The sequence below is a fragment of the Paenibacillus donghaensis genome (genome assembly GCF_002192415.1).
GTDB lineage: Bacteria > Bacillota > Bacilli > Paenibacillales > Paenibacillaceae > Paenibacillus_AQ > Paenibacillus_AQ donghaensis.
The window spans coordinates 4645281-4669212 of the sequence record NZ_CP021780.1 but is presented as its reverse complement, the minus strand read 5'-3'; the positions used below and the strand labels follow the sequence as shown (position 1 = coordinate 4669212).

17 protein-coding genes and 1 pseudogene are annotated in these 23932 nt (G+C 49.9%); 17 read left to right on the top strand and 1 reads right to left on the bottom strand.

What is annotated here, in order from left to right; genetic code table 11:
• Positions 1 to 232 precede the first annotated feature (232 nt).
• The 17 genes from adhE (at position 233) to B9T62_RS21380 (ending at position 23635) form a co-directional block, all read left to right on the top strand.
• Complete coding sequence (adhE, locus tag B9T62_RS21460) at positions 233 to 2854, top strand: bifunctional acetaldehyde-CoA/alcohol dehydrogenase (RefSeq protein WP_087917162.1); 2622 nt, start codon at positions 233 to 235, stop codon at positions 2852 to 2854.
• A gap of 258 nt (positions 2855 to 3112) precedes the next feature.
• Positions 3113 to 5374, top strand: a complete 2262-nt coding sequence (pflB, locus tag B9T62_RS21455; RefSeq protein ID WP_087917161.1) for a formate C-acetyltransferase — start codon at positions 3113 to 3115, stop codon at positions 5372 to 5374.
• 207 nt (positions 5375 to 5581) lie between these two features.
• Positions 5582 to 6319 (top strand): pyruvate formate-lyase-activating protein, encoded by a 738-nt coding sequence (gene pflA / locus B9T62_RS21450; protein ID WP_087917160.1) that lies wholly within the window; start codon positions 5582 to 5584, stop codon positions 6317 to 6319.
• 329 nt (positions 6320 to 6648) lie between these two features.
• On the top strand, positions 6649 to 8055 hold the full coding sequence (locus B9T62_RS21445) for an extracellular solute-binding protein (protein WP_087917159.1): 1407 nt from the start codon (positions 6649 to 6651) through the stop codon (positions 8053 to 8055).
• Between the two features lie 97 nt (positions 8056 to 8152).
• Positions 8153 to 9037, top strand: coding sequence for a carbohydrate ABC transporter permease (locus B9T62_RS21440; RefSeq protein ID WP_087917158.1), 885 nt, complete (start codon positions 8153 to 8155; stop codon positions 9035 to 9037).
• Positions 9037 to 9867 carry a carbohydrate ABC transporter permease gene (locus tag B9T62_RS21435; RefSeq protein WP_087917157.1) on the top strand — a complete coding sequence of 277 codons (831 nt, stop codon included), beginning with the start codon at positions 9037 to 9039 and terminating at the stop codon, positions 9865 to 9867. Before B9T62_RS21440 ends, B9T62_RS21435 begins: the two co-directional genes overlap by 1 nt.
• A gap of 28 nt (positions 9868 to 9895) precedes the next feature.
• On the top strand, positions 9896 to 11755 hold the full coding sequence (locus B9T62_RS21430; RefSeq protein WP_087917156.1) for a cache domain-containing sensor histidine kinase: 1860 nt from the start codon (positions 9896 to 9898) through the stop codon (positions 11753 to 11755).
• Positions 11727 to 12518: a response regulator transcription factor gene (locus B9T62_RS21425; protein ID WP_087917155.1), complete on the top strand. Its 792-nt coding sequence runs from the start codon at positions 11727 to 11729 to the stop codon at positions 12516 to 12518. Before B9T62_RS21430 ends, B9T62_RS21425 begins: the two co-directional genes overlap by 29 nt.
• Positions 12519 to 12946: 428 nt before the next feature.
• Entirely contained in the window at positions 12947 to 15166 is a 2220-nt protein-coding gene (locus tag B9T62_RS21420) for a copper amine oxidase N-terminal domain-containing protein (RefSeq protein ID WP_087917154.1), read from the top strand.
• A 156-nt stretch (positions 15167 to 15322) separates the two neighbouring features.
• Positions 15323 to 15787: a Fur family transcriptional regulator gene (locus B9T62_RS21415; protein WP_087917153.1), complete on the top strand. Its 465-nt coding sequence runs from the start codon at positions 15323 to 15325 to the stop codon at positions 15785 to 15787.
• Positions 15788 to 15789: 2 nt separating this feature from the next.
• The gene (yidD, locus tag B9T62_RS21410; RefSeq protein WP_087917152.1) at positions 15790 to 16053 is read left to right on the top strand and encodes a membrane protein insertion efficiency factor YidD; all 264 of its coding nucleotides are present in this window, start codon (positions 15790 to 15792) and stop codon (positions 16051 to 16053) included.
• A 346-nt stretch (positions 16054 to 16399) separates the two neighbouring features.
• Entirely contained in the window at positions 16400 to 18421 is a 2022-nt protein-coding gene (gene metG / locus B9T62_RS21405; protein WP_087917151.1) for a methionine--tRNA ligase, read from the top strand.
• 864 nt (positions 18422 to 19285) lie between these two features.
• Positions 19286 to 20401 carry a metal ABC transporter solute-binding protein, Zn/Mn family gene (locus B9T62_RS21400; protein ID WP_087917150.1) on the top strand — a complete coding sequence of 372 codons (1116 nt, stop codon included), beginning with the start codon at positions 19286 to 19288 and terminating at the stop codon, positions 20399 to 20401.
• A 34-nt stretch (positions 20402 to 20435) separates the two neighbouring features.
• Positions 20436 to 21185: a metal ABC transporter ATP-binding protein gene (locus tag B9T62_RS21395; protein ID WP_087917149.1), complete on the top strand. Its 750-nt coding sequence runs from the start codon at positions 20436 to 20438 to the stop codon at positions 21183 to 21185.
• Between the two features lie 579 nt (positions 21186 to 21764).
• A complete protein-coding gene (locus tag B9T62_RS21390) occupies positions 21765 to 22100 on the top strand; it encodes a hypothetical protein (RefSeq protein WP_157793952.1) in 336 nt (111 codons plus the stop codon).
• Positions 22046 to 22849 carry a metal ABC transporter permease gene (locus B9T62_RS21385; protein WP_087917147.1) on the top strand — a complete coding sequence of 268 codons (804 nt, stop codon included), beginning with the start codon at positions 22046 to 22048 and terminating at the stop codon, positions 22847 to 22849. The genes B9T62_RS21390 and B9T62_RS21385 overlap by 55 nt, the downstream gene beginning before the upstream one ends.
• A 72-nt stretch (positions 22850 to 22921) precedes the next feature.
• Positions 22922 to 23635, top strand: coding sequence for a cytochrome c biogenesis CcdA family protein (locus tag B9T62_RS21380; RefSeq protein ID WP_087917146.1), 714 nt, complete (start codon positions 22922 to 22924; stop codon positions 23633 to 23635).
• Positions 23636 to 23723: 88 nt separating this feature from the next.
• Here B9T62_RS21380 and B9T62_RS41495 read toward each other — a convergent pair.
• Positions 23724 to 23816, bottom strand: a pseudogene (locus B9T62_RS41495) (spore photoproduct lyase family protein); the annotation flags it as partial.
• Between the last annotated feature and the right edge of the window lie 116 nt (positions 23817 to 23932).

The following is a 23932-nucleotide window of genomic DNA, read 5'->3' as shown; positions in this document are numbered from 1 at the left end:
ATAAAAGGCTGCCTGGGACACCTCCTTATTGTTTGTGAGGAAAATCAACGCCGCTTAAATTTAAATAATAAATGTAAAATAAACCGAAATTTGATCGAATGAAAGCGCTTTGAAAACAAATCAAAAAAATATTTAAAGTATGTGAAAGATTTCACTATGCATATTAGAAAAGATGTGTTAAGATAAATGTGTAGAGAAAAACAACCTAAAAATTGACAGGAGGACGAGGGAGATGGCAGTTAAGAACGAAGTCGCCGCCCAAGTTAAACAACCTACCGCTGAAGAATATATTCAAACGGTAGTTGATAAAGCCAAGAAAGCTTTGGATGAGTTTATGTTGCTGGACCAAGAACAGGTGGATAAAATCGTTCATGCTATGGCATTAGCAGGACTCGATAAACACATGTATTTGGCGAAACTGGCTGTCGAAGAAACGGGCCGCGGGGTATACGAGGATAAGATCACCAAGAACATCTTCTCCACTGAATATATCTGGCACGGAATCAAATATGACAAGACCGTAGGCGTGATTGAAGACAACGTTTATGAAAGCTTCCAGAAGATTGCCGAGCCTGTCGGTATCGTAATGGGTATCACTCCGGTAACCAACCCAACATCCACCACGATGTTTAAAGCGTTGATCTCTGCGAAGACACGTAATCCAATTATATTCGGTTTCCACCCTTCGGCGCAACACTGTAGTTCGGAAGCAGCAAGAATTCTTCGTGACGCTGCTGTGGCAGCAGGCGCTCCCGAGAACTGCATCCAATGGATCGAAATGCCGACCATGGACAAAACAAACGCATTGATGAACAACCCGGATGTGGCCTTGATCCTGGCAACCGGCGGATCGGCAATGGTTAAAGCGGCTTACAGCTGCGGCAAACCGGCACTGGGCGTAGGTCCTGGTAACGTTCCTGCCTTCATCGAGAAGAGCGCTGATATTGACCAGGCGGTTACTGACCTTATTCTTTCGAAATCGTTCGACCACGGCATGATCTGCGCATCTGAGCAGGCCGTTATTATAGAAGAAGCAATTTTTGACCAAGTGAAGAAGAAGATGATTGCCAACGGCTGTTACTTCGTTAATAAAGAAGAAGCCGCCAAATTGACTTCCGGTGCAATGAACGTTGAGAAATGTGCGGTCAACCCGGCAATTGTTGGACAATCCGCTACTAAGATCGCTGAAATGTGCGGTATTCAGGTTCCTGCAGGCACCAAGATTCTCGTGGCCGAGCTGGAAGGCGTAGGCACCAAATATCCGCTGTCGGCTGAGAAGCTGAGCCCGGTTCTGGCTTGCTACAAGGTGAAGAATGCTGACCAAGGCATCGAACGCGCTGCTCAGGTTGTTGAATTCGGAGGCATGGGCCACAGCTCGGCGATCCATTCCAACAATGAAGAAGTCATCATGAAATTCTCGAACCGTCTGCAGACTGGACGTATTCTTGTGAACTCGCCTTCTACGCACGGCGCAATCGGCGATATTTACAACACTAATATCCCTTCACTGACACTGGGCTGTGGATCTTATGGACGCAACTCGGTATCGCAGAACGTTACCGCCATTAACTTGATCAATGTGAAAAGGGTGAACCGTCGTACCGTGAATATGCAATGGTTTAAAGTGCCGGATAAGATTTACTTCGAGAAGGATTCTACCCAATACCTGACCAAAATGCCTGATATTACACGCGTTGCTATTATCACAGACCCAGTGATGGTTAAGCTCGGATATGTGGAAAGAGTAGAACATTACCTGCGTCAACGTCAAACTCCGGTAGCCATTGAGGTCTTCTCGGAAGTTGAACCGGATCCATCGACTACTACAGTCGAAAAAGGTACAGCTATGATGAACAGATTCCAGCCGGACTGCATCATCGCACTGGGTGGCGGTTCCCCTATGGACGCAGCCAAAGGAATGTGGTTGTTCTATGAACACCCGGATGCTGACTTTAACGGTCTGAAACAGAAATTTATGGATATCCGCAAACGGGTATACAAATTCCCTAAACTGGGCAACAAAGCGAAATTCGTAGCGATTCCAACAACTTCGGGTACAGGTTCGGAAGTGACCTCATTCGCGGTTATCACAGACAAAACCGGTGAGAACCACGTGAAATATCCGCTGGCTGACTATGAGCTGACACCGGATGTTGCCATTATTGACCCAGTATTTGTATACAGCCTGCCTAAGACTGCTGTAGCTGATACAGGCATGGACGTATTGACTCATGCTATCGAAGCTTATGTATCTGTAATGGCAAGTGATTACACTGATGGTCTGGCCATCAAAGCGATTCAACTGGTGTTCCAATATCTTGAGAAATCCGCATTGCAAGCCGACAAGCTTGCCCGTGAGAAAATGCATAATGCATCGACACTGGCCGGTATGGCATTTGCCAACGCCTTCTTGGGAATTAACCACAGCTTGGCGCACAAATGGGGCGGACAGTATCACACCGCACATGGCCGTACCAATGCGATCCTGTTGCCGCACGTTATCCGTTACAATGCGAAGAAACCAACGAAATTCGCTTCGTTCCCGAAATACTCGCATTTCGTAGCTGACGAGCGTTATGCCGAAATCGCCCGCATTCTGGGGTTGCCTGCCCGCACAACGGAAGAAGGCGTAACAAGCCTGATCAATGCTATCCGTGAGATGAACAAGAAGCTTGGCATCGAAGAGTCGTTCCAGGAGCTTGGCTTCGACGCTAAGGACTTCGAATCACGCGTAGACTACTTGGCTGACCGTGCGTTTGAAGACCAATGCACCACTGCCAATCCTAAGCTTCCGCTGGTTACTGAGCTGGCTGATGTATACCGCAACGCGTTCTATGGCAACTTTGAAAACTAAATATCCGTTAAGCAGAGTACAATGAGGCTTACAAGCACATCAAGAGTGACAAATATCACCGAAAAGGTGATATTTGTCACAGTCTTTTTTCAGAAAACAAACTAAAATGTATATATAGACAACGGTCCCGGTTATGGAATAGTGATTGTGAATTTTATTACAACCATTTCATTTTCAGAGGGATCACGCGAGACACGGGATTAACCTTCAAGCCCGCGATCTCTACAAAAATATAAATATAAATGGAGGGATTTAGCAATGTCGGTGATTGAAAAAGATGTACAAGAGGTTAAGTCGGGATGGCGCGGATTCAATAAAGGTAAATGGGCAAGAAAAGTAAACGTAAATGATTTTATCGAAAAGAACATTTTGCCTTACCTGGGCAAAGAGGATTTCCTGGCCGGAGCTACTGAGAATACCAAGGAACTCTGGAAAATCGTATCTGAAATGACCAAGCAAGAAATTGCCAACGGCGGTGTGCTTGATGTGGATGTTAATACTGTATCCACTATTACTTCCCACCAACCAGGTTATATTGATAAAGACAAGGAACAAATTGTAGGTGTTCAAACTGATGCGCCTTTCAAACGTTCCATTCAGCCTTTCGGCGGCATCAAAATGATGATCGATGCTTGTAAAGCTTATGGCTTCGAGCTTCCGCAGGAAATTGTTGATCTGTTCACGAACATTCGCAAAACGCATAACCAAGGCGTATTTGATGCATATACCGATGATATGAGAGCAGCCCGCAGAGCGGGTATCATCACAGGTCTTCCTGATGCTTACGGCCGTGGCCGTATTATCGGCGACTACCGTCGTGTGGCTCTGTACGGAATTGATTTCCTGATCAAAGAAAAGAAACAGGATCTGAAGAATCTTGAAGTGGATTCGATGAATGAACCGGTTATCCGTCTTCGTGAAGAAGTTTCCGAGCAGATTCGCGCACTGAGCGAACTGAAGAAAATGGCTGAAATGCATGGTTTTGATATTTCCAAACCAGCCAACACAGCTAAAGAAGCTTTCCAATGGGTATACTTCGGTTACCTTGCAGCGATCAAAGAACAGAATGGTGCGGCCATGTCCCTTGGACGCGTATCTTCCTTCCTTGATATCTATGTAGAACGTGACGTTGCAGAAGGCACATTGACTGAAGAGCAAGCTCAGGAAATGGTTGACCATTTCGTTATGAAGCTGCGTATTGTTAAATTCCTGCGCACACCTGATTACAATGATCTGTTCAGTGGAGACCCAACTTGGGTTACAGAATCCATCGGTGGGATGTCCGTTAATGGCGAAACACGTGTAACCAAGAACAGCTTCCGCTTCCTGCACACTCTGTACAACCTGGGACCTGCACCAGAACCGAACCTGACAGTTCTGTGGTCCGAGAAATTGCCAGAAGGCTTCAAGAAATTCTGTGCCAAGGTTTCGATCGAAACCAGTGCCATTCAATATGAGAACGATGATCTGATGCGTCCAATCTACGGCGACGATTACGGTATTGCTTGCTGCGTATCCGCTATGCGTATCGGTAAACAAATGCAGTTCTTCGGAGCTCGCGCCAACCTGGCCAAAGCATTGCTGTATGCAATCAATGGTGGTGTGGATGAGAAGTCCGGCGTACAGGTAGGACCTGAACTGCCACGCATTACTTCCGAATACCTGGATTACGATGAAGTTATGCAACGTTTCAATCCAATGATGGATTGGCTTGCTAAGCTGTACATGAACACCTTGAACGTGATCCACTATATGCATGACAAATATTCTTACGAACGTATCGAAATGGCTCTGCATGACCGTGATATCCTGCGCACCATGGCTTGTGGTATCGCTGGTCTGTCGGTAGCAACCGACTCCCTGAGTGCCATTAAATACGCTAAGGTTAAACCGATCCGCAACGAACAAGGTATCGCAATTGATTTCGAAATCGAAGGTGAATTCCCTTGCTACGGTAACAATGACGACGCTGTTGATGATATTGCAGTAGATCTGGTTGAATCCTTCATGACCAAGATCCGCAAGAACCATGCTTACCGTGATGCTCTGCCAACACAGTCTGTATTGACAATCACTTCTAACGTAGTATACGGTAAGAAAACAGGTACTACACCTGATGGACGCAAGAAGGGCGAACCATTCGCACCTGGTGCGAACCCAATGCATGGTCGTGACAAGAAAGGTGCTTTGGCTTCCCTGAGCTCTGTAGCCAAATTGCCGTACGAAGACAGCTTGGATGGAATCTCCAACACCTTCTCCATCGTGCCTAAAGCACTGGGCAAAGAAGAAGAAGGACGTAAATCCAACCTGGTATCGATGCTGGATGGATATTTCAACAGCAAAGGTCATCACCTGAATGTTAACGTATTTGCCCGCGAACAATTGATGGATGCTATGGAGCACCCAGAGAACTACCCACAATTGACTATCCGCGTATCCGGCTATGCTGTTAACTTCATCAAGCTGACCCGTGAACAACAAATGGACGTCATTACCCGTACCTTCCATGGTGCAATGTAATTTCATTACTTGTCACCTTGAGTTAGATATACAGTGAAATACTGCAAGGAGATACCGCCCTTGTCTCAAGGGCGGTACTATCTTGTTAAAGAATACTTTAAATTTTAAGTTTAAAGCCCCGCGATTCTGCAGAACGACTGTTCCTGATACAGGCAGCTTTTAATGAAGCGAGGGCTTTAGTCAGTCGTGGAGAGAGGATGATATCAGATGGCTAATGGACGCATACACTCCTTGGAGACCTTTGGAACCGTTGACGGGCCTGGTATTCGCTTTGTATTGTTCATGCAGGGTTGCCTGCTCAAATGTCAATATTGCCACAATCCGGATACCTGGGAGCTTAATGAAGGCAAAGAAATGAGCCTGGAGGAAGTTCTCGCAGAGATCAAACCTTATTTGCACTATTACCGCAGCTCCGGAGGCGGACTAACGGTATCAGGTGGAGAGCCGACGCTGCAGGCACATTTCGTGAAGCAGCTGTTCACAGAAGTGAAGAAACGTTGGAATCTGCATACGACCCTGGACACCAACGGTTATAATGAAGGCGATAAGATCAATGATCTGTTGGATGTAACGGACCTGGTTATGCTGGACCTGAAGCATATTGATAATGAGGCACATATCAAGCTTACTGGCAAATCCAATGACCGCACTTTGAAGCTGGCGCGCTGGTTGTCAGATCACAACCGCAAGATGTGGATCCGCCACGTGTATGTTCCCGGCATTCATAACGGTGAAGAGGATCTGCTCAATCTCGGTCGTTTCATCGGCACCTTGAACGGTGTTGAGAAATTTGAAATCCTGCCTTATCACCAGATGGGGATTTACAAATGGGAAGTAATGGGCAAACCTTATGAACTGGAAGGTGTTCCATCGCCATCCGAAGAAGAGGTTCAGCGTGCTTACCGGCTGATTGAAGAAGGCCGTCAACAGACTGCACTCGTATAATTTATCATTTATTGAAGTACAGGCCATCCGCATGCGGGTGGCTTTTTTGTTGTATTGGTGGATGGTGAATGAATGTTATAAATACTGACCTATCGAACGGATGATTAAAGTAAATGAAGAATATTTTTAGCGTATTATTAGTAATTAGAGGATGTCTATGAATAAATATGTTAGTTAATATATCTTGCTGAGGTAGATAATGCTACTGAATTCGCTTACATAAGACGATTTTATCCCTATTGTGGATGAATCTTAACCTTACGATAACAAATGTGGTTTCCTATAATAAGAAGTGTAAAGGAAATCAGAAATAGGGAGGGTCATTACCAATGAAAAAAAGTTTAACCCTGTTATTGTCCCTGATGGTTGTTAGTTCATCGCTGTTGGCGGGTTGCGGAGGAAACAACAATGCAGCAAACAATCAGGAAGCCAGTCCGCCGGCAACAGACACAGCGGCAGCCACCAATGCAGTGAGTACCGAGGACCCCGTTAGCAGCGAACCTTTCGAGATGACCATCCGTCACACGCAGGTAGGTGCTGATAAGCAGAAACGTCTGGCAATCCTCGAAGATGTGGTGGGCAAAGTGCAGACGGAAGTGCCTGGGTTAACCTTTAAGCTGGATGGGGTCGATTCTGATGTCAACCGCAAAGAGAAGCTGCGCGGGGAGATGGCTGCCGGCAACCCTCCGGAAATCTTCGACCTGTTCGGCAGTCCGGATTCCAAAATCTATGCCAAGGAGAGCAAACTGCTGGATCTGACTCCGATTCTGGAAGAACTGGGCATCAAGGATAAATTCTCGAACCTCGATCCGTTTACTTATGAAGGTAAAATCTACGGCCTGCCGATCGGCGGCTCCGGTGAAGGGTTCTTCTATAACAAGGAATATTACACCGGCAAAGGCTGGGTGGCTCCGACTACCTTCGCAGAGCTGGAACAGCAGCTGGCGGATATTAAAGCAGACGGCAAGGTGCCGCTGGCAGGTGCTTCCAAGGCCGGCTGGGTGCCGCTGATGCTGGCGAATCACCTCTGGTCCCGTTACGCTGGTCCTGAAGTCACAGCCAAGTTCGCTACCGGGGAAGCGAAATGGAATGATCCGGAGATGATTAAGGGATTCGCCAAATACAAGGAATGGATTGATAAGGGCTATTTCAAAAAAGGCGAGCTTGGTTTCGAATACGCCGAATATACTACCCAGTTTACGAGCGGCGAAGCCATCCTGATGTATGACGGCACCTGGAAGTCCTCTGTATTCAAGGCGGGGCAATCCGGTGAAGGTTTGATCGGCAAGGTAGGGTTCTTCAATATTCCGGCTGTCGAAGGCGGAGTGGGTGATCAAACGGCCTTGATGCGTGATGTGAACAATGGTTATGGCTTCTCTGCTTCGGCAGGTGAAGATCCACGTCAGCTGGCAGCCGTGACCTCTTTTATCAAAAATATGTACAACGAGGAGATGCAACTGCGCGGACTGGTTGAGGACGGTGTGCTGCCTGCGATGAAGATCGATCAGAATGTGCTGAATGAGAATATTACGGATGATCTGATGAGCGAGATTGTAGCGGTGCTGAATAGCTCCCAATCCTCTTTCCCGGCCTTCGACTCGCTGGTGCAGGCGGATGTTACGACCGAAATCAGTAATATTCAGATTCAGAAGCTGATCGGCGGCCAGACGACTCCCGAGAAGATGAGCGAAGCTCTGCAACAGGTACAAGAAGAAGCAAACGCAGCTGTGGAATAAGGATCGGTCAACGGAAATGTACCTTGGGTAGCGGTTCCAGGGTACATTTTTACCATTATCCTTCGTCTCCCTGAAGCCAAAGCCACCGGAGGTAGCTATGAATAAAGCCTTAAAAAATCCCTTTGTGTTCACCCTGTTTGTATTTCCCGGACTGGTGCTGTTCCTCATGTTCTTCATTTATCCGATCTTCAGCTCCATCTATTACAGCTTCACCAGCTGGAATGGAGTATCTGACACAGTAAAATACGCCGGAGTCCGCAATTTCAGCAAAGCGCTAACAGATGAGCGTTTCTGGGTTTCAGTGAAGAACAACGGCTGGTTTATTCTTTTTAGCGTATTTGTACAGGTGCCGTTGATTGTGCTGTTCTCCCTGCTGATCTCTAATGTCAAAAAGCTGAAGGGGCTCTACAAGACTGCGGTGTTTATGCCCTCCATTATGTCTACTGCAGTCATCGGCATCCTGTGGGGGTTCATCTATGAGCCGAATATCGGGCTGTTTAACAAGTTGATCGGACTGCTGGGCATCGAGCCGGTCTACTGGCTGTCGGATGAACGATTTGCGATGCTGTCGATTCTGATTACCAATGCCTGGCAATGGACCGGATTCTACATTGTCATGGTGCTGGCGGCGATTCTGTCGATCCCGGGAGAACTGGATGAGGCTGCAGCCATCGACGGCGCTACGGGCATCCAGCGGGCCACACGCATTACACTGCCGCTCATTGTGCCGATTATCTCTGTGGTAATCATGCTGTCGATAGCAGGGGCGATGAAGGCCGCGGATATTGTCATTGTTATGACCAAAGGCGGTCCGGCCGGTTCAACCGAGGTTATGGCTACCTATATGATTAAATATGCGATTACCAACTTCAAATACGGCTATGGCAATACGATCGCCGTGCTGATCTTTGTGTTCACCCTGGTGGTTACAGCGCTGTATCAGCTGCTGGTTGCCCGGCGTACGGAAAGGATTGAATACTGATGCCACGCACCCTGAGAAAAAGCCTGCCGCATGTCGCGCTGCTGTCCTATCTGCTGGTGATTCTGTTCCCGTTCCTGTTTGTGCTGTTCTCCTCAGTCAAAAAAGACAATAATGCCATCGCGCTGAACCCTTTTGGCATTCCGCGGGAATTCGCCTTCAACAACTATGTGGAAGCTTGGGTTAATGCGAAGATCAGCAACTACTTTTTCAACAGCTTGTATATTTCTGTGCTGGCTTCCGTAGTCTCTATTCTGCTGGCCTCCATGTTTGCTTTTGCAGTCACCCGGATGCGCCAGGGGAAGTGGAATACGATCTTGTATGGCCTGATTCTGATTGGGATGCTGATCCCCAACAATGCGCTGATGCTGCCGATATATACGATTGTCCGTAAGCTGGGCATCCTCAATACCCATCTGGCACTGATTATCCCTTACATTGCCAATGCGATTCCGTTTACGATCATTATATTGGCCGCTTTCATGCGTACGCTGCCCAGCGAGATTGAAGAGGCAGCCGTAATGGATGGCTTGAAGGCACCAGGTATCTTTGCTAAGATTATTGTACCTTTGACTGTTCCGGCGATGGTTACAGTATTCATCATAAATTTCCTGGGAAATTGGAATGAATTCCTGCTGGCCAATTATTTTCTGTCCAATGATGAGCTGCGAACCCTTCCGGTGGGGATGGTCCAATTCCGTGATCAATACCAGATGAACTATGCACAAATGTCGGCAGGGATCGTCTTCAGTGTGGTTCCCGTTATTGTCATCTATGCGATTCTGCAGGAGAAGATCATTGAAGGGGTAACCGCAGGCGGCGTGAAGGGATAATTCTATTCGTAGTCAGGAGCATGGGCCGATGAATTTGCGCTATAAATTATTTACGGCATTTCTGGGCCTGATCATCATTCCCCTGTTTATTCTTGGCATGATTATGTTCTTCGTCACGTATCATTCCATTGAGAAGAAATACAGCCAGCAGTCTGAATATTCGCTGAAAGCAATCAGCTACAGCATCTCCAATGTACTCAAGGATATGGACAATGTGACAGACAACGGGATTGCAACCTCGGTGTTTCATATGGCGCTTAGTGCGGATGATCCCTCCAAGCAGGATTTGACCGATGCCGAGCAGCTCAGCCTGAATGCCAGCCAGCGCAACTTCCGCAGTCTGCTCTATAACCACCCCTCGATCAGCTATGCGTTTCTGTATAATTTTAATGGCAAAGGCAGCTCGGAGATTGTGTCGGTGTTCAATAAAGAGAATTTCCGTACGCTGCCCTACGATAAATTTAAGCAAAGTGACCTGTACAAGCAAGTGATGGAGCTGAACGGCGTACCCAAATGGGTGGCTCCACATGAATATCCCGAGCTGACGGGAACCGAACCGGTATTTACGCAAATCCGGCTGGTGAAGGAGCTGAGCTTCTTTCAGAACATCGGCATTCTGGTCGTCCAGATCAAGAATTGGGAGTTCGAATCCATCTTCCGCAATCTGAAGATCGGTGACAGCAACCAGGATGTATCCTTCATGCTCGTCAACGATGACGGCATGATTATGTTTGACCCGGACAGCAAGCTGGATGGGCAGCACTTCAGTTCTTTTACCTCACGAGAGGTCAACTTTAAGCCGGGGTTCCAGAGCTTCCGCACAGAATTTAACGGTGACAAAAGCATTCTGTCAGTTTATCACCTGAAGAATTACCCCTGGAGCCTGATTTCTGTGACCTCATGGGGCACGTTGTCCCGGGAAGTGACTGTGTTTGCCCGCTGGTTTGTGGTGGTAATCCTGCTGTGTCTGGCTGCGGCTGTAGTCTTCAATCTGTTTTTTATGAACCGGATTGCCGGAGGGATTGCTGTCATTGTGCGGTTCATGCGCCGGGTGGAGGATGGTGATCTCACCACACGCGTGGAAGAGAAGGGCACGGACGAGCTGACGCTGCTGGCCAAGGGGTTCAATGATCTGATGGACAAAATCAACGTGCTGTTTCACCGCGTCCAGCTGGAACAACGTCGCAAGAACCAGGCGGAAATGCGGGTGCTGCAGGCCCAGATCAAACCGCATTTTCTGTTCAATACGCTCGAATCGATCAACGTGCTCGCTGTGCAGAACGAAGGCCGCAAGGTCAGCAAGATGGTCTACCGGCTGGCGGGCATTCTGCGGATCAGCATTCAGGACCGGGATGAGATCACGCTGGAAGAGGAGATTACCCACCTGAGGAATTATCTCGATATCCAGAAGTTCCGGTTCGAGGACCTGTTCGATTATGAGATTGATATCCCTGAGCAGCTGATGAGCTGCGGAGTAATGAAGCTTACGCTCCAGCCGCTGGTGGAGAACAGCATTCAGCATGGCTTCGAAGGCATAGGCTACAAGGGCCGGATTCTTATCCGTGGCTGGGAGGAGCGGGGCAACCTGATCCTGCGGATTGAGGATAACGGAATTGGAATGACGGGCGAGCAATTGGTTGTGTTCCAATACATGGTCAATGATCCGGTGGATGAGCAGAGCGGCAATGAGCGGGACAGCCGGGAGCACCCGGAACGCCGCGGACTCGGCATCCGCAGTGTGGCGGACCGGATCCGCATCGAATACGGCGAACGGTACGGCATCTTTATCTGTGCAAGCCCAGGCGAGGGAACCACGATTCAATGCGTCATGCCTAAATACGAGCAGGGGGAAGATCATTATGCTAAAGGTATTATTAGTGGACGATGAAGCCCCGATTCTGAACAATCTAAACCGGGTGCTGCCTTGGGAGGAGATGGGGATGACCGTGGCAGGCATGGCGCGCAGCGGCATGGAGGCCTTGCGTATCGCGGAGGAGCAGCGGCCTGATCTGGTGTTGTGTGATATCCGCATGCCGGTGATGGACGGATTGACTTTCATCAGCAAGCTGCGGGAGATGGGGCTAGAGAGCGAGGTGCTGCTTCTCAGCGGCTACCAGGAGTTCGACTACGCGCAGGAAGCGATCCGGCTGGGCGTGAAGGAATATATCTGCAAGCCGATCCACTACGAGGACCTGGGACGGAAAGTGCGGGAGATCGGCGTCAAGATTCTCAGCAGACAATTCAAAGACAAGTTATACAACAGCATTCCGTTGTTCCAGGAGACGCCTGCTGCCGAGACCGGTTCTGCCAAAAAAACACCGGACCAGCTGATGAGCCTGGCTGTGCAGTATATAACGGAGCGGCTGAATACGGATATTGGCATTGAAGAGGTAGCCAGCCGGATCGGTATCAGCAGCAGCTATTTCTGCCTGCTGTTCAAGAACCGCTTCGCGATGACCTTCGTGGAATATGTGACTCTGCAGCGGATCGAAGCGGCCAAGTTCATGCTGGAGAGCACAGGCAAGAGCATTGCTGTGATCGGTGCCGGGATCGGCTATCAGGAACGGCGCTATTTCACCAAGGTGTTCCAGAAGCAGACGGGAATGTCGCCGAAGGAATACCGCGACCGCCACCGGAAGGCTGAAGTGTAAAAAGTGCCTAAAAAACGGTTATCCTCATCATCTGAGGATAGCCGTTTTTATGAAGTAGCAGAGATAAGCGAGAGGGGGAAAGCGACAGTCCGTTCTCTACCGAACCTGCGAGCGGATATATAGGTGGACGCTGTAAAAGCAAATAATAAATAAAAAAGTCATTTTTATTATGAAAAAAAGGGAGAATAGATCTTTAGTGCCACCGGTTTTGTAAAATCAAGGGTTTCAAATCCTAATCTTTATTTGCTGAAAATGAAACTTTTTGTTTAACCTCGCGTCTAATACTATGTTTTGTAAAGAGAACGTGGCAAAAACCATGCTGCCGCCCTTTCAAGGGCGGCAGCATGGTTTTTGCGGGAATAGAGGAAGGATAACCTACCTAAGTATATCTTCCTGTATTTACAAATAGGAGTAGAAGGAGTCATATCATGGATTTTAAAAAGTTAACGCTAGTTGCAGTATTGGCCATTTCCCAGGCCGCATCCGCAGTACCCGCATTTGCAGAAACGGTTACCAGCACCCAGGTGCCTGCCGTGCAAAATGTGGTGCAGCCCACCCCGACCCCGGTGGCTGATCAACCGATCACAACAACGGAAGTGCTTCCTAGCGCAGTGCCTGGAGAGGTTGTGCCAACGGAAACAGCGTTGCCGGAAGCCACACCTCTTCCGACTGAACCTCCGGCCAACCTGCTTCCTGAGCAGTTGATGCCGCTTCCATCCACAACACCGGCTCCCTCTGCCCTTCCACCGATTTCGGCGGCCGGAGCAAACCAGCTGGTGCTGATGATGAACAGCAACAAGATGTTTTTCAATGGAGTACCCTATCTGGCGAACCAGCCTATGGCAGTCAAGAATGGCGTATCCTACGTCTCCATCCGTGCAATGGTCGAGCGGGTAGGTGTCAAATATACGTATGAAGCCAAAACCAAAGAGGTTGTTGTTACCAGCGGCAGCAATGTGATGCGCTTCAAGACCAACAGCAAGGTATATACGGTCAACGGCACTAAGGTAACCATGAAAGGTCCAGCTTACCAATATAAAGGCACCTTCATGATTCCTCTGACTTCCATTACTTATGCACTCAAAATTAATTATACCGTGGACAACATTCAGAAACGGGTCATCCTTGACCTGGGCATCAAAAATAAACCAACCGCTTCCTTCACGGTGCAGCCCACCGAAATCTATGCTGGTGAGCTTGTGTCCTTCATAACCTCCAGCACGACTCCTAGCGGCAGCCCAATTGTCAGGGAAAATTGGGGAGGCGACAAGCGGGAGGTGTATGACCAGCCTGGAACCTACGTTGTCACCTATTCGGTAGTGGATGCGAATGCGCAAACGAGTGATCCTTACTCCCTGACCATCAATGTGCTGAAGCCCAACACTCCTCCGGTAGCGGAATTCACTACCGATAAGGAAGAGTACAAGATGGGGGAACTGGTCACTTACACGGAGTATAGCAGTGACCCGGATGGGGATGCCATAACTTCGGCATGGACCAGCAAGGCGGATGCTTTCTTCCTGCCCGGACCGGTTACCATCCGCCTGCAGGTAACCGACTCGCATGGTGCGATAAGCAGTGTCGAGAAGACGATTAATATTACGGACGAAACCTTGTATACCGAGGGTGAATTCAACAAGCTGTTTGCAGCGCCGGGCAGTGCGTTTGCGATTGATGTAAATGAGACCGTTACAAGCTGGCCGGATGTTGCCTACAATCTCTCTTCCGAGCCGTACACACTGATTCGCGCCAACAGCCCGGAAACGGTCTATACCCAAGGGATTACCTACCGCGAAACAGCGGAAGGGCCGACCCGCTTCTTGATTCACCATCAGAATAATCTGAATATCAGAGCCAAGCTCTATCTGATTGCAACCAATAACAATCAGACGCCTGCAACCATCACAACCGAAGCCATTGGCATGGCAGGTCCATCACCTTATGCGGCTGGAACAGGCAAAGCCTCTGTACAGCGCTATTGGGAGGCATTGGCTGGTATGGGCGATCCTGACCGGACGGTCGTTGTCCAGCCTGGCGAGAGTGTCTCCATTCTTACGGAGCTGAATAAGATCCCAATGAAGCTGGGCGAGATCATCTCCCTGCAAGGCGATCTGAACAGCGATCTGCCGATTACGTATACCGTACTGATGATCGATGAGACGAAGGACCCGCTGGCTACTATGCCAACCTTACCGATCCTGGACAGTGATGGTGTGCACAACCGCGGTACCTATCCGAACTCCACGCGGATCATGGAGGTTAATGATGTTGTTGGACTCACGCCGGCAAGATTGTTGCTTGGCGACAACACTAAGGACATCAATCTGCCTGGGATGGACCCGATGTACTTAACGGAAGCTTCCAACGCAGGAAACTTCGGTGTGATTTACAAGATTATTGTGCACCGCGTTGCGCCAAATACTGTGATTACGTTCAATCCGCGCGGCGGGCAATATATGGGCTCGGTTCTGGTCAACGGTTCGGTTGTGCAGGTGCCTAACGTAGGAAGCCTGAAAACCGCCCAGGAGAACAGTGTGATCTTCCGCAACGGCGATTATGAAAGCTCTGTAGAGATTTATTTCACAGCGGCTTCAGGCAGTAATCTGCCGGTTAATTTCCTGTTCACCCCACTGCCTGCGAAGAAATAAGCAGGACAGCAGCATTGACGGCGGCTTCCATTCATGGAAGCCGCCATTTCTGTTTGCGGAAGGCGAAGAGAGCAGCTTCATTGACGGGGCATTTGTTTTGGGGCATTATAAAGAGAGTGCAACACAAATGAACTTATGTTAATGGGAGATGAGCGTATGCTGTCGACAGAACAAATACTGGAAGCCATGTCGGAGCAGGGACTGCGAATCACCGACCAGCGCAAAACGCTTGCCAGGTTGTTCGGCGAGAACACAGGATATTTGTCTGCGAAGGATGTTTACGAGCATATGGGCCAGAAGTACAGCGGGCTAAGCTTCGATACCGTATACCGCAATTTGCGGGTGATGGAGGAGCTGGGTGTGCTGGAGCAGGTTGTTTTTGAAGAAGGTGTGAAGTTCAAAGGAAGCTGCAGCCGTAACCAGCACCATCATCATATGATTTGCCTTCAATGCGAGAAGACCTATCCGATTCATTTCTGTCCGATGAACCTAACCGATACCCCGGACCAGTTCCGGGTGGTCAAGCATAAATTTGAGGTGTTCGGTTATTGCAGAGAATGCGAAGAAAGCCGTGAAGAAGAAGCTGTTGCCGTCGCCGCTGATTCCAAAGAAGGTAGATGAGCATGCCTATCGTACGCAGAACGGTACAAGCTCCAATCCGCATCTACCGCAAGTTCATTTCCCCGCTGAAGCCGCCGACCTGCCGCTTCTATCCAACCTGCTCGGCCTATGCCCTGGAGGCGATTGAGCTGCATGGCCCGCTGAAAGGCTCCTGGCTGGCGGTGAAGCGGATCGGCAAATGCCATCCCTTCCATCCTGGAGGTCTTGATCCGGTTCCGCCGCCCAAAGGCGGAGCGCCGGGAGAGGGACAGACCGGGGCGACTTGACAGGAAGGCATCTCTTTGGGTATATTTTCAATAATAGGTTGATTTCCAAGGAACGGATGAGTAGATCGGGACACCTTCACAGAGAGCCGGAAGCGCTGAGAGCCGGCAGGGAATGCCAGATTGAATATGGTCCGGGAGGAACTGTGTTCGAGCGGGAGGGGCTAATCGGCCCCACGTAAGGGCACGGCGTGATCCAGCGTTAATGGACAGTTCCCAAGTTGGGAACTGGCGAAGCCTGCGCTCTGTGAAGAGCCGGGAAATTTGGGTGGTATCGCGGGAATATTCTCCCGCCCCAGAAATGGGGCGGGAGTTTTTTGTTTTTTCACAGAAGAAAGGATGAAGGGCAATGAGCGAGAACAAAACATTTTATCTGACAACCCCTATCTATTATCCGAGTGACAAGCTGCATATCGGGCATGCCTACTCCACGGTAGCAGGTGATGCTATGGCGAGATACAAGCGCCTGCGCGGCTATGCGGTGCGCTACCTGACCGGAACGGATGAGCATGGACAGAAGATCGAGGAGAAGGCGGCCAAGGCGGGCAAGACTCCCCAGCAGTTTGTAGACGATATTGTAGTTGGCATCAAGGAGCTGTGGCGCAAGCTGGATATCTCGAACGATGATTTCATCCGCACAACCGAAGAGCGTCATAAACAGGTGGTGCAGGATATTTTTGACCGCCTGTTGAAGCAGGGCGATATTTACAAAGGGGAATACGTGGGCTGGTATTGTATCTCGGACGAAACCTTCTACACCGAGACACAGCTGGTGGACATCGAACGTGATGAGAACGGTGTGATTACCGGCGGCAAAAGCCCTGACAGCGGTCATCCCGTACAGCTGGTTAAGGAGGAGAGCTATTTCTTCCGGATGAGCAAATATGTGGACCGTCTGCTGCAGTTCTATGAAGAGAACCCGGAGTTTATCCTGCCGGAATCACGCAAGAATGAAATGATCAACAACTTCATCAAGCCGGGCCTGGAGGATCTCGCTGTGTCCCGGACAACGTTCGACTGGGGCGTTAAGGTCAAAGGCGACGAGAAGCATGTGGTGTATGTATGGATCGATGCCTTGACCAACTACATCACTGCGCTGGGTTACGGCTCGGAGGACCGCAGCCTGTATGATAAGTTCTGGCCTGCGGACGTACATATTGTCGGCAAGGAAATCGTCCGCTTCCACACGATTTATTGGCCGATCATCCTGATGGCGCTGGGTGAACCGCTGCCGAAGAAGGTATTCGCGCACGGCTGGCTGCTGATGAAGGAAGGCAAAATGTCCAAGTCCAAAGGCAATGTGGTCGACCCGGTCACGTTGATTGATCGTTATGGACTGGATGCGCTGCGTTATTATCTGCTGCGTGAAGTGCCTTTTGGTTCGGACGGTACCTTTACCCCGGAGAGCTTCGTGGATCGAATCAACTTCGATCTGGCGAATGACCTCGGGAACCTGCTCAACCGGACCGGTGCGATGGTGCAGAAATATTGCGGCGGTGAACTTCCGGCTTATGAAGGCAATGTAACAGCCTTTGACGGCGAGCTTGCAGCCATGGCTGAGAGCACTTATGCCAAGGTGGAAGAAGCGATGGAGAAGATGGAATTCTCCGTGGCGCTGGCTGCGATCGGGGCATTTATCAGCCGCACGAACAAATATATCGATGAGACCCAGCCATGGGTTCTCGCCAAGGACGAGAGCCGCGTCAGCGAGCTGAACTCGGTGATGAGACATCTGGTCGAGGGTCTGCGGACCGCTTCGATTCTGCTCCAGCCGTTCCTGACCGGCGCTCCGGCGCTGATCTGGCAGCAGCTGGGCATCCCGGCCGGCGAGCTGACTGATTGGGACAGCGGCCGCACGTTTGGCCTCATCCCGGCCGGCACGAAGCTGGTGAAGGGCGATCCGATCTTCCCGCGCCTGGACGTGGAGCAGGAGGTAGCCTTCATCGCCGCTGCAATGGGCGGCGGCAAGCCTGCTGCCGAAGAACCGGCGGCAGCAGCGGTAACGGCCCCGGCCGAAGCTGCCGCCGAGCCGGAGGAAGAGCATAAGGAAGAAATCGGCATTGACGATTTCGCCAAAGCAGAGCTGCGCGTCGCTCAGGTGATCTCGGCCGAGCCGGTCAAGAAAGCCGACAAGCTGCTGAAGCTGCAGCTGGATCTCGGGTATGAGCAGCGCCAGGTGGTGTCGGGGATTGCGAAGTTCTACACCCCGGAAGAGCTGGTTGGCCGCAAGGTGATCTGTATTGTGAACCTGAAGCCGGTGAAGCTGCGCGGCGAGCTGTCGCAAGGAATGATCCTGGCCGCCTCCAAGGGCGACCAGCTGACCATTGCCACCGTGCCGGACAGCATGCCTAACGGTGCTGTGGTGAAGTAGATCGAATGCAATTTTTGCCCCTGAAGCCGCCTGACGGCTTCGGGGGTTTTTTTGAAGTAGAACATCCCGTGCCGCTGCTTGTGAAGGAACTACCCATTCGGTAATAGCTTAGATCCCGGCTGGGGTTTAGAATGTCGTGCGGGTATGTTCCGGGGTAATAGATGCGAATCTGGCTGCTGCTTAGGTACCGTCGGCCAGATTTAGCAATATTTAGAAGCATGCCGTGGGACCTGGGGAGCAAATAGATGCGAAAGTGGTTGCTACTTAGGACCCGGGTTTTTCCCAAAAGATAAGAATTTATATGCTTCGCGCAATGAATGCCCCTTATCTTTCTCGCTGAAACGCCCCGTCCTATAAAAGGACGGCGTAGCCGTTTCCACTTGTATAGATTTGAGCGTTCTAAGTTCAAACACGTAGGTGGCTATGGGGAAAATCTACCGTTAACTCCCAGCTAGTGTTTGGTTTTCATGACATATATGGAAAAGTTACCACTAAATTGTCTTTCGAGGGCAATATGACGCTCGAATCTCCAAATTAGATGCCTTTTTGCACTTATTTCCTCCAAAACGGAAAAAATCGGAAAATTAGATGTATATTTGCAACTAAATTAATGGTTCGGGCTTAAGTAACCCCTACCGAGCTGAGACTTCGATACTCTCATCATACCGTGGCACAGGTAGTAGCCATTTTTGCAACTATTGCCTCCAAAACGGAAAAAAACCGCCAATCTGATGCATTTTTACAGTGAGTAGACGTTTTGGATTGGATCAGATGTATCATAATAGGAATGGGAGTTGACTTATCGTAACCATTACTATTATACTACTAATAGTAAAAATTACGATTTAAGGGGTCGATAGATTAATGTTGTCCAACTGGTTACATAGAGCGCTGTTCCCTGTTTCCCTGTTGCTGGTTCTGGTCATTGCAGGCTGCGGTGCGAAGAGCAGCGGAAGTATTGTAGAAGGTAAAGTGAACGCAGTCACTACCTTTTATCCTATATATGAGTTCACTAAGGAGATTGGCGGCGAGGATGCCAATGTAATTAATCTGCTGCCTGTCGGCGTGGAGCCGCATGACTGGACGCCACGCAGCCAGGACATCGTAAATACCTCCAAAGCACAGCTGTTTCTCTACAATGGTGCAGGCCTGGAGGGCTGGGTACCGGGATTCCTCAAAGGCCTGGACAGCGACAGCAAGGTGCAGTCGGTTGAGGTCAGCAAAGGCGTCAATCTAATTATGACGGATGAAGACGACGGTCATAACCACGGCTCAGCCGCTGAGGATCATGAAGGCGAAGAAGCTGGTCATGATCATGAAGGTGAAGCTGAGCATGCGCATGAAGGTGAAGAAGTCGGTCACGAGCATGAAGGCGAAGAAGCAGGTCATGATCATGAAGGTGAAGCTGAGCATGCGCATGAGGGTGAAGAGGCCGAAGCCGCTTCCGGAGACAGTCTGCATACGGACCCGCATACCTGGGTCAGTCCGAAATCGGCGCTGGTCATGGCCGGCAACATCCGGGACAGCCTGCAGGCCGCTGATCCTGAGCACAAGGATGGCTATGAAGAACGTTATAATAAGCTGGCAGAACGCCTGAAGGCGCTGGATGTTAAGTTCGAGCAGGAGCTTGCGAAGCTTCCCGGCAAAGAAATTGTAGTGTCGCATCAGGCATTCGCCTATCTGGCCCGCGATTATGGCCTGACGCAGCATGCGATTATGGGCTTGTCGCCGGATGCGGAGCCGCGCGGACAGGATATGGTGAAGCTGGCCAGCATGGTCAAAGAAGAAGGCATTAAATATATCTTTTTCGAAGAGCTGGTCTCTGACCGATTGGCCAAAACACTGGCAGCGGAAGCCGGAGTATCAACGATGGTGCTGAATCCGGTGGAGGGCCTTACCGAGGAGCAGGACAAGAACGCTGACAATTACTTCACCTTAATGGAGAAAAATTTGCAAAATCTCATTCTGGCATTACAATAATAAGAAAGTAATAGGAAAAGGCGGTGTGCAAGTAATGTCATCCGTATCCGCAAACTGCCATCAACAAATCATTGAAATCGATCATCTGTCTTTCTCCTATGGAGAACAGAAGGTCATTTCTGATCTAAACTATACCGTCATGGAACGCGACTTCCTCGGCATTATGGGTTCGAACGGCGCGGGCAAAACGACACTGCTGAAGATGATTGTCGGCCTGCTGCCTTCCGGCAGCGGCGAGATCCGCCTGTTCGGCCAGCCGGTGAAGAAATTCAAGGACTGGGAACGGATCGGTTATGTGCCGCAGAAGAATGTCTTTAACCCATTGTTCCCGGCGACGGTCCGTGAGGTTGTGCTGTCCGGACTATACAATAACAAGAATCTGATCCGCAGGGTAACCAAGCAGCAGCATGGCAAATGTCAGGATGCGCTGGAGGTGATGCGGATTCAGGATATCGCCGAGAAAAGAGTCGGCCAGCTGTCCGGCGGCCAGCAGCAGCGGGTCTTCCTGGCCCGTGCGCTGATCAATCAGCCCGATCTGCTGATTCTGGATGAACCTACCGTCGGGATCGATGCCGAGACGCAGGCCGGATTCTTCGAGCTGATCATGCATATGCATGCCCATCATCATATGACCTTCCTGATGGTGTCGCATGATATTGACATGATCAAGAACTATCTGGGTCACCAGCCCGTTCAGACGAATGGCAAAATCAATTTCTTCTCCCGTCATTCGCATGAATTGCAGAACTGCGCCGAGGAGAATCTGCAGCATACACTTTCTTAGGCAGTCGCAGAAGTGGTATCAGTTTCTCATTTGGTTATTATTAGGTGCCAATGAAGATGTAGAGGGTAGCTCTGGAGCCTTCAGAGAAATTAGATGCTAAACTGCATCTAATTTCAGGTTAAACTGCCGTTATCGGGTAAATAAGTGCGAATCTGCAACTATTTTCGAGTAAATGGCTTGTTGAACGCTCTAAATGCCGAATTAGATGCGTTTTCGCACTTATTTGTTCTAAAACAGAAAAGATATTCTAATTAGATGCAGATTCGCAACTAATTTGTGGACTGGACATGGGAGCTATCCTGGAACTGAATCTGATATGCTCTTATCCTTAGGGGTCCTAGGTAGTAACCATTTTTGCACTTAAATTGGTTGGACTAATGTGGTGATCAGACTATAAATGTTTTGTTTTTGTCTTACCCGTGCTCTAAATCACTCCAACGTAAAGCGTGTCCCGAAGGGAAGAAAAGCGAGCCTTCCGCATAGTGGCTAAACGCAGTAAATCAACACTCCTACGCTAATTGCACTTAGCGGGAGTCCAGAGGGCAGAGCCCTTTGGAGCCCTCCCTTGGAAGGGAGGGTTTGGGAGGGATCGAAGTTGGTTTGGGAGGGATCGAAGTTGGTTTGGGAGGGATCGAAGTTGGTTTGGGAGGGATCGAAGTTGGTTTGGGAGGGATCGAAGTTGGTTTGGGAGGGATCGAAGTTGGTTTGGGAGGGATCGAAGTTGGTTTGGGAGGGATCGAAGTTGGTTTGGGAGGGATCGAAGTTGGTTTGGGAGGGATCGAAGTTGGTTTGGGAGGGATCGAAGTTGGTTTGGGAAGGATCGAACTAGGGTTCGAATATGTTATAAAGGAGCAACAAAGTTGGAAATCCTATTCAGTGATTTTTTTCAGCGGGCACTCGCAGGTGGCCTGTTGATTGGTATTACCGCGCCGCTTATAGGCGTTTTTCTTGTGTTAAGACGTTTGTCCATGATTGGGGACACGCTGGCCCATGTGACGATTGCGGGGGTGGCGCTCGGGTTTCTGACGGGTTTTTATCCGCTGGGGGCTGGGCTTATTTTTGCCGTGGCTGCTTCCTTCGGCATCGAGAAGCTGCGCAAGGCTTACAAGAGTTATGCCGAGCTGTCCATTGCGATCATTATGTCGGGCGGGGTAGCGCTGGCTTCACTTTTTTTCACGCTGGGCAAAGGGTATAATGCGGATGTGATGAGTTACCTGTTCGGCAGCATCTATACGCTCGACAATATGGATTTGCTGGTGGTAGGCATCGTGACGGTGACGGTGGTGGTAGTGGTAACGCTGTTCTTCAAGGAGTTCTTCCTGCTTAGCTTTGAAGAGGATGCGGCGAGTGTCAGTGGACTTCCGGTGAAGCTGCTGAACATGCTGATTACAGTTCTCACGGCCCTCGTGATCAGTACCGCGATCAAAATCGTCGGCTCCCTGCTCGTATCAGCGCTCCTGACCATTCCGGTAGCGATCAGTCTGCTGCTCTCGCGCAGCTTCAAGTCCTCGGTTATTCTCTCGGTCATTATCGCCGAAATTGCCGTCGTAGGCGGGCTGGTGGTGGCCGGGATCTGGAACCTGGCTCCGGGGGCGACGATTGTGCTGCTGTTGATCAGCCTGTTGGCTTTAACTTTAATCGGTAAAAAAGGACTACCTGCCTAAGCTATTCAATATACTGCTGTATGAAGTCCACATTCCATATACAGCCGTGATTTGAGGAAGGAGTGCTGCCTTATGTCCAGCATCAATGCCGGGATTGCCTTTGCCGCCGGAGTAGCTTCGTTTATCTCACCTTGCTGCCTGCCGCTCTATCCTTCCTATCTGTCCTATATCACGGGGTTGTCTGTGCAGCAATTAAGAACGGGCGGCAGCACAAAAGAGGTCCGTTACCGGACCCTCTCACATACCTTTGCTTTTATATTGGGCTTCTCCGCCGTATTCTATACGCTTGGTTTCGGAGCCGGGCTGTTCGGTGAACTGTTTCACGATCAAAGGGACCTGATCCGCCGGCTGTCAGCGATCCTGATTATCGTGATGGGGCTGTTTCTGCTCGGTGTCTTCCAGCCGCAGTTTCTGCTGCGTGAACGCAAGCTGGACCTGAAATGGAAGCCTGCCGGGTACGTCGGCTCGTTTATCTTCGGCATCGGCTTCTCGGCAGGCTGGTCGCCTTGCATCGGCCCCATTCTGACGGCGATCATCGCCTTGTCAGCCAGTGATCCGGGTACATGGTTTACCTTGATTACCGCTTATAGCATCGGCTTTGCGCTGCCTTTTTTCCTGCTGGCTTTTTTCCTGGGCGGGGCCAGACGTCTGCTGAAATACTCGGGAGTCCTGATGAAGGTTGGCGGAGTATTGATGGTGCTGATGGGCCTCTTGCTCTTTAGTGACCAAATGTTCCGAATTACGATTTGGCTGCAGGGAATTACGCCGGAATGGTTGAAATTCTAAGCCGCACAGGAAACCAATTAGGTGAAATAATCAATGTCCGACTCGGGAAAATGCTCAAAGATCCGCACTGTGATGAATTCGAGCAGGGACGAATATAAGGTTTCGCTCCAAGTGTAGTCTGTAAATAACAATAATGGCAATGGCCCATGCAGCCTGTAGCAATCGGAATCGCATAATCGGCTCGAAGAACACCAGCTCCAGGATAAACAGCCCGGTGGCTTTTTTCGCTTTCCTTGCAGGCGGGCGTTCAGGTGTTGCTAGAGCCATACGATCACGCTCCTTCTGAATGGAATGCCC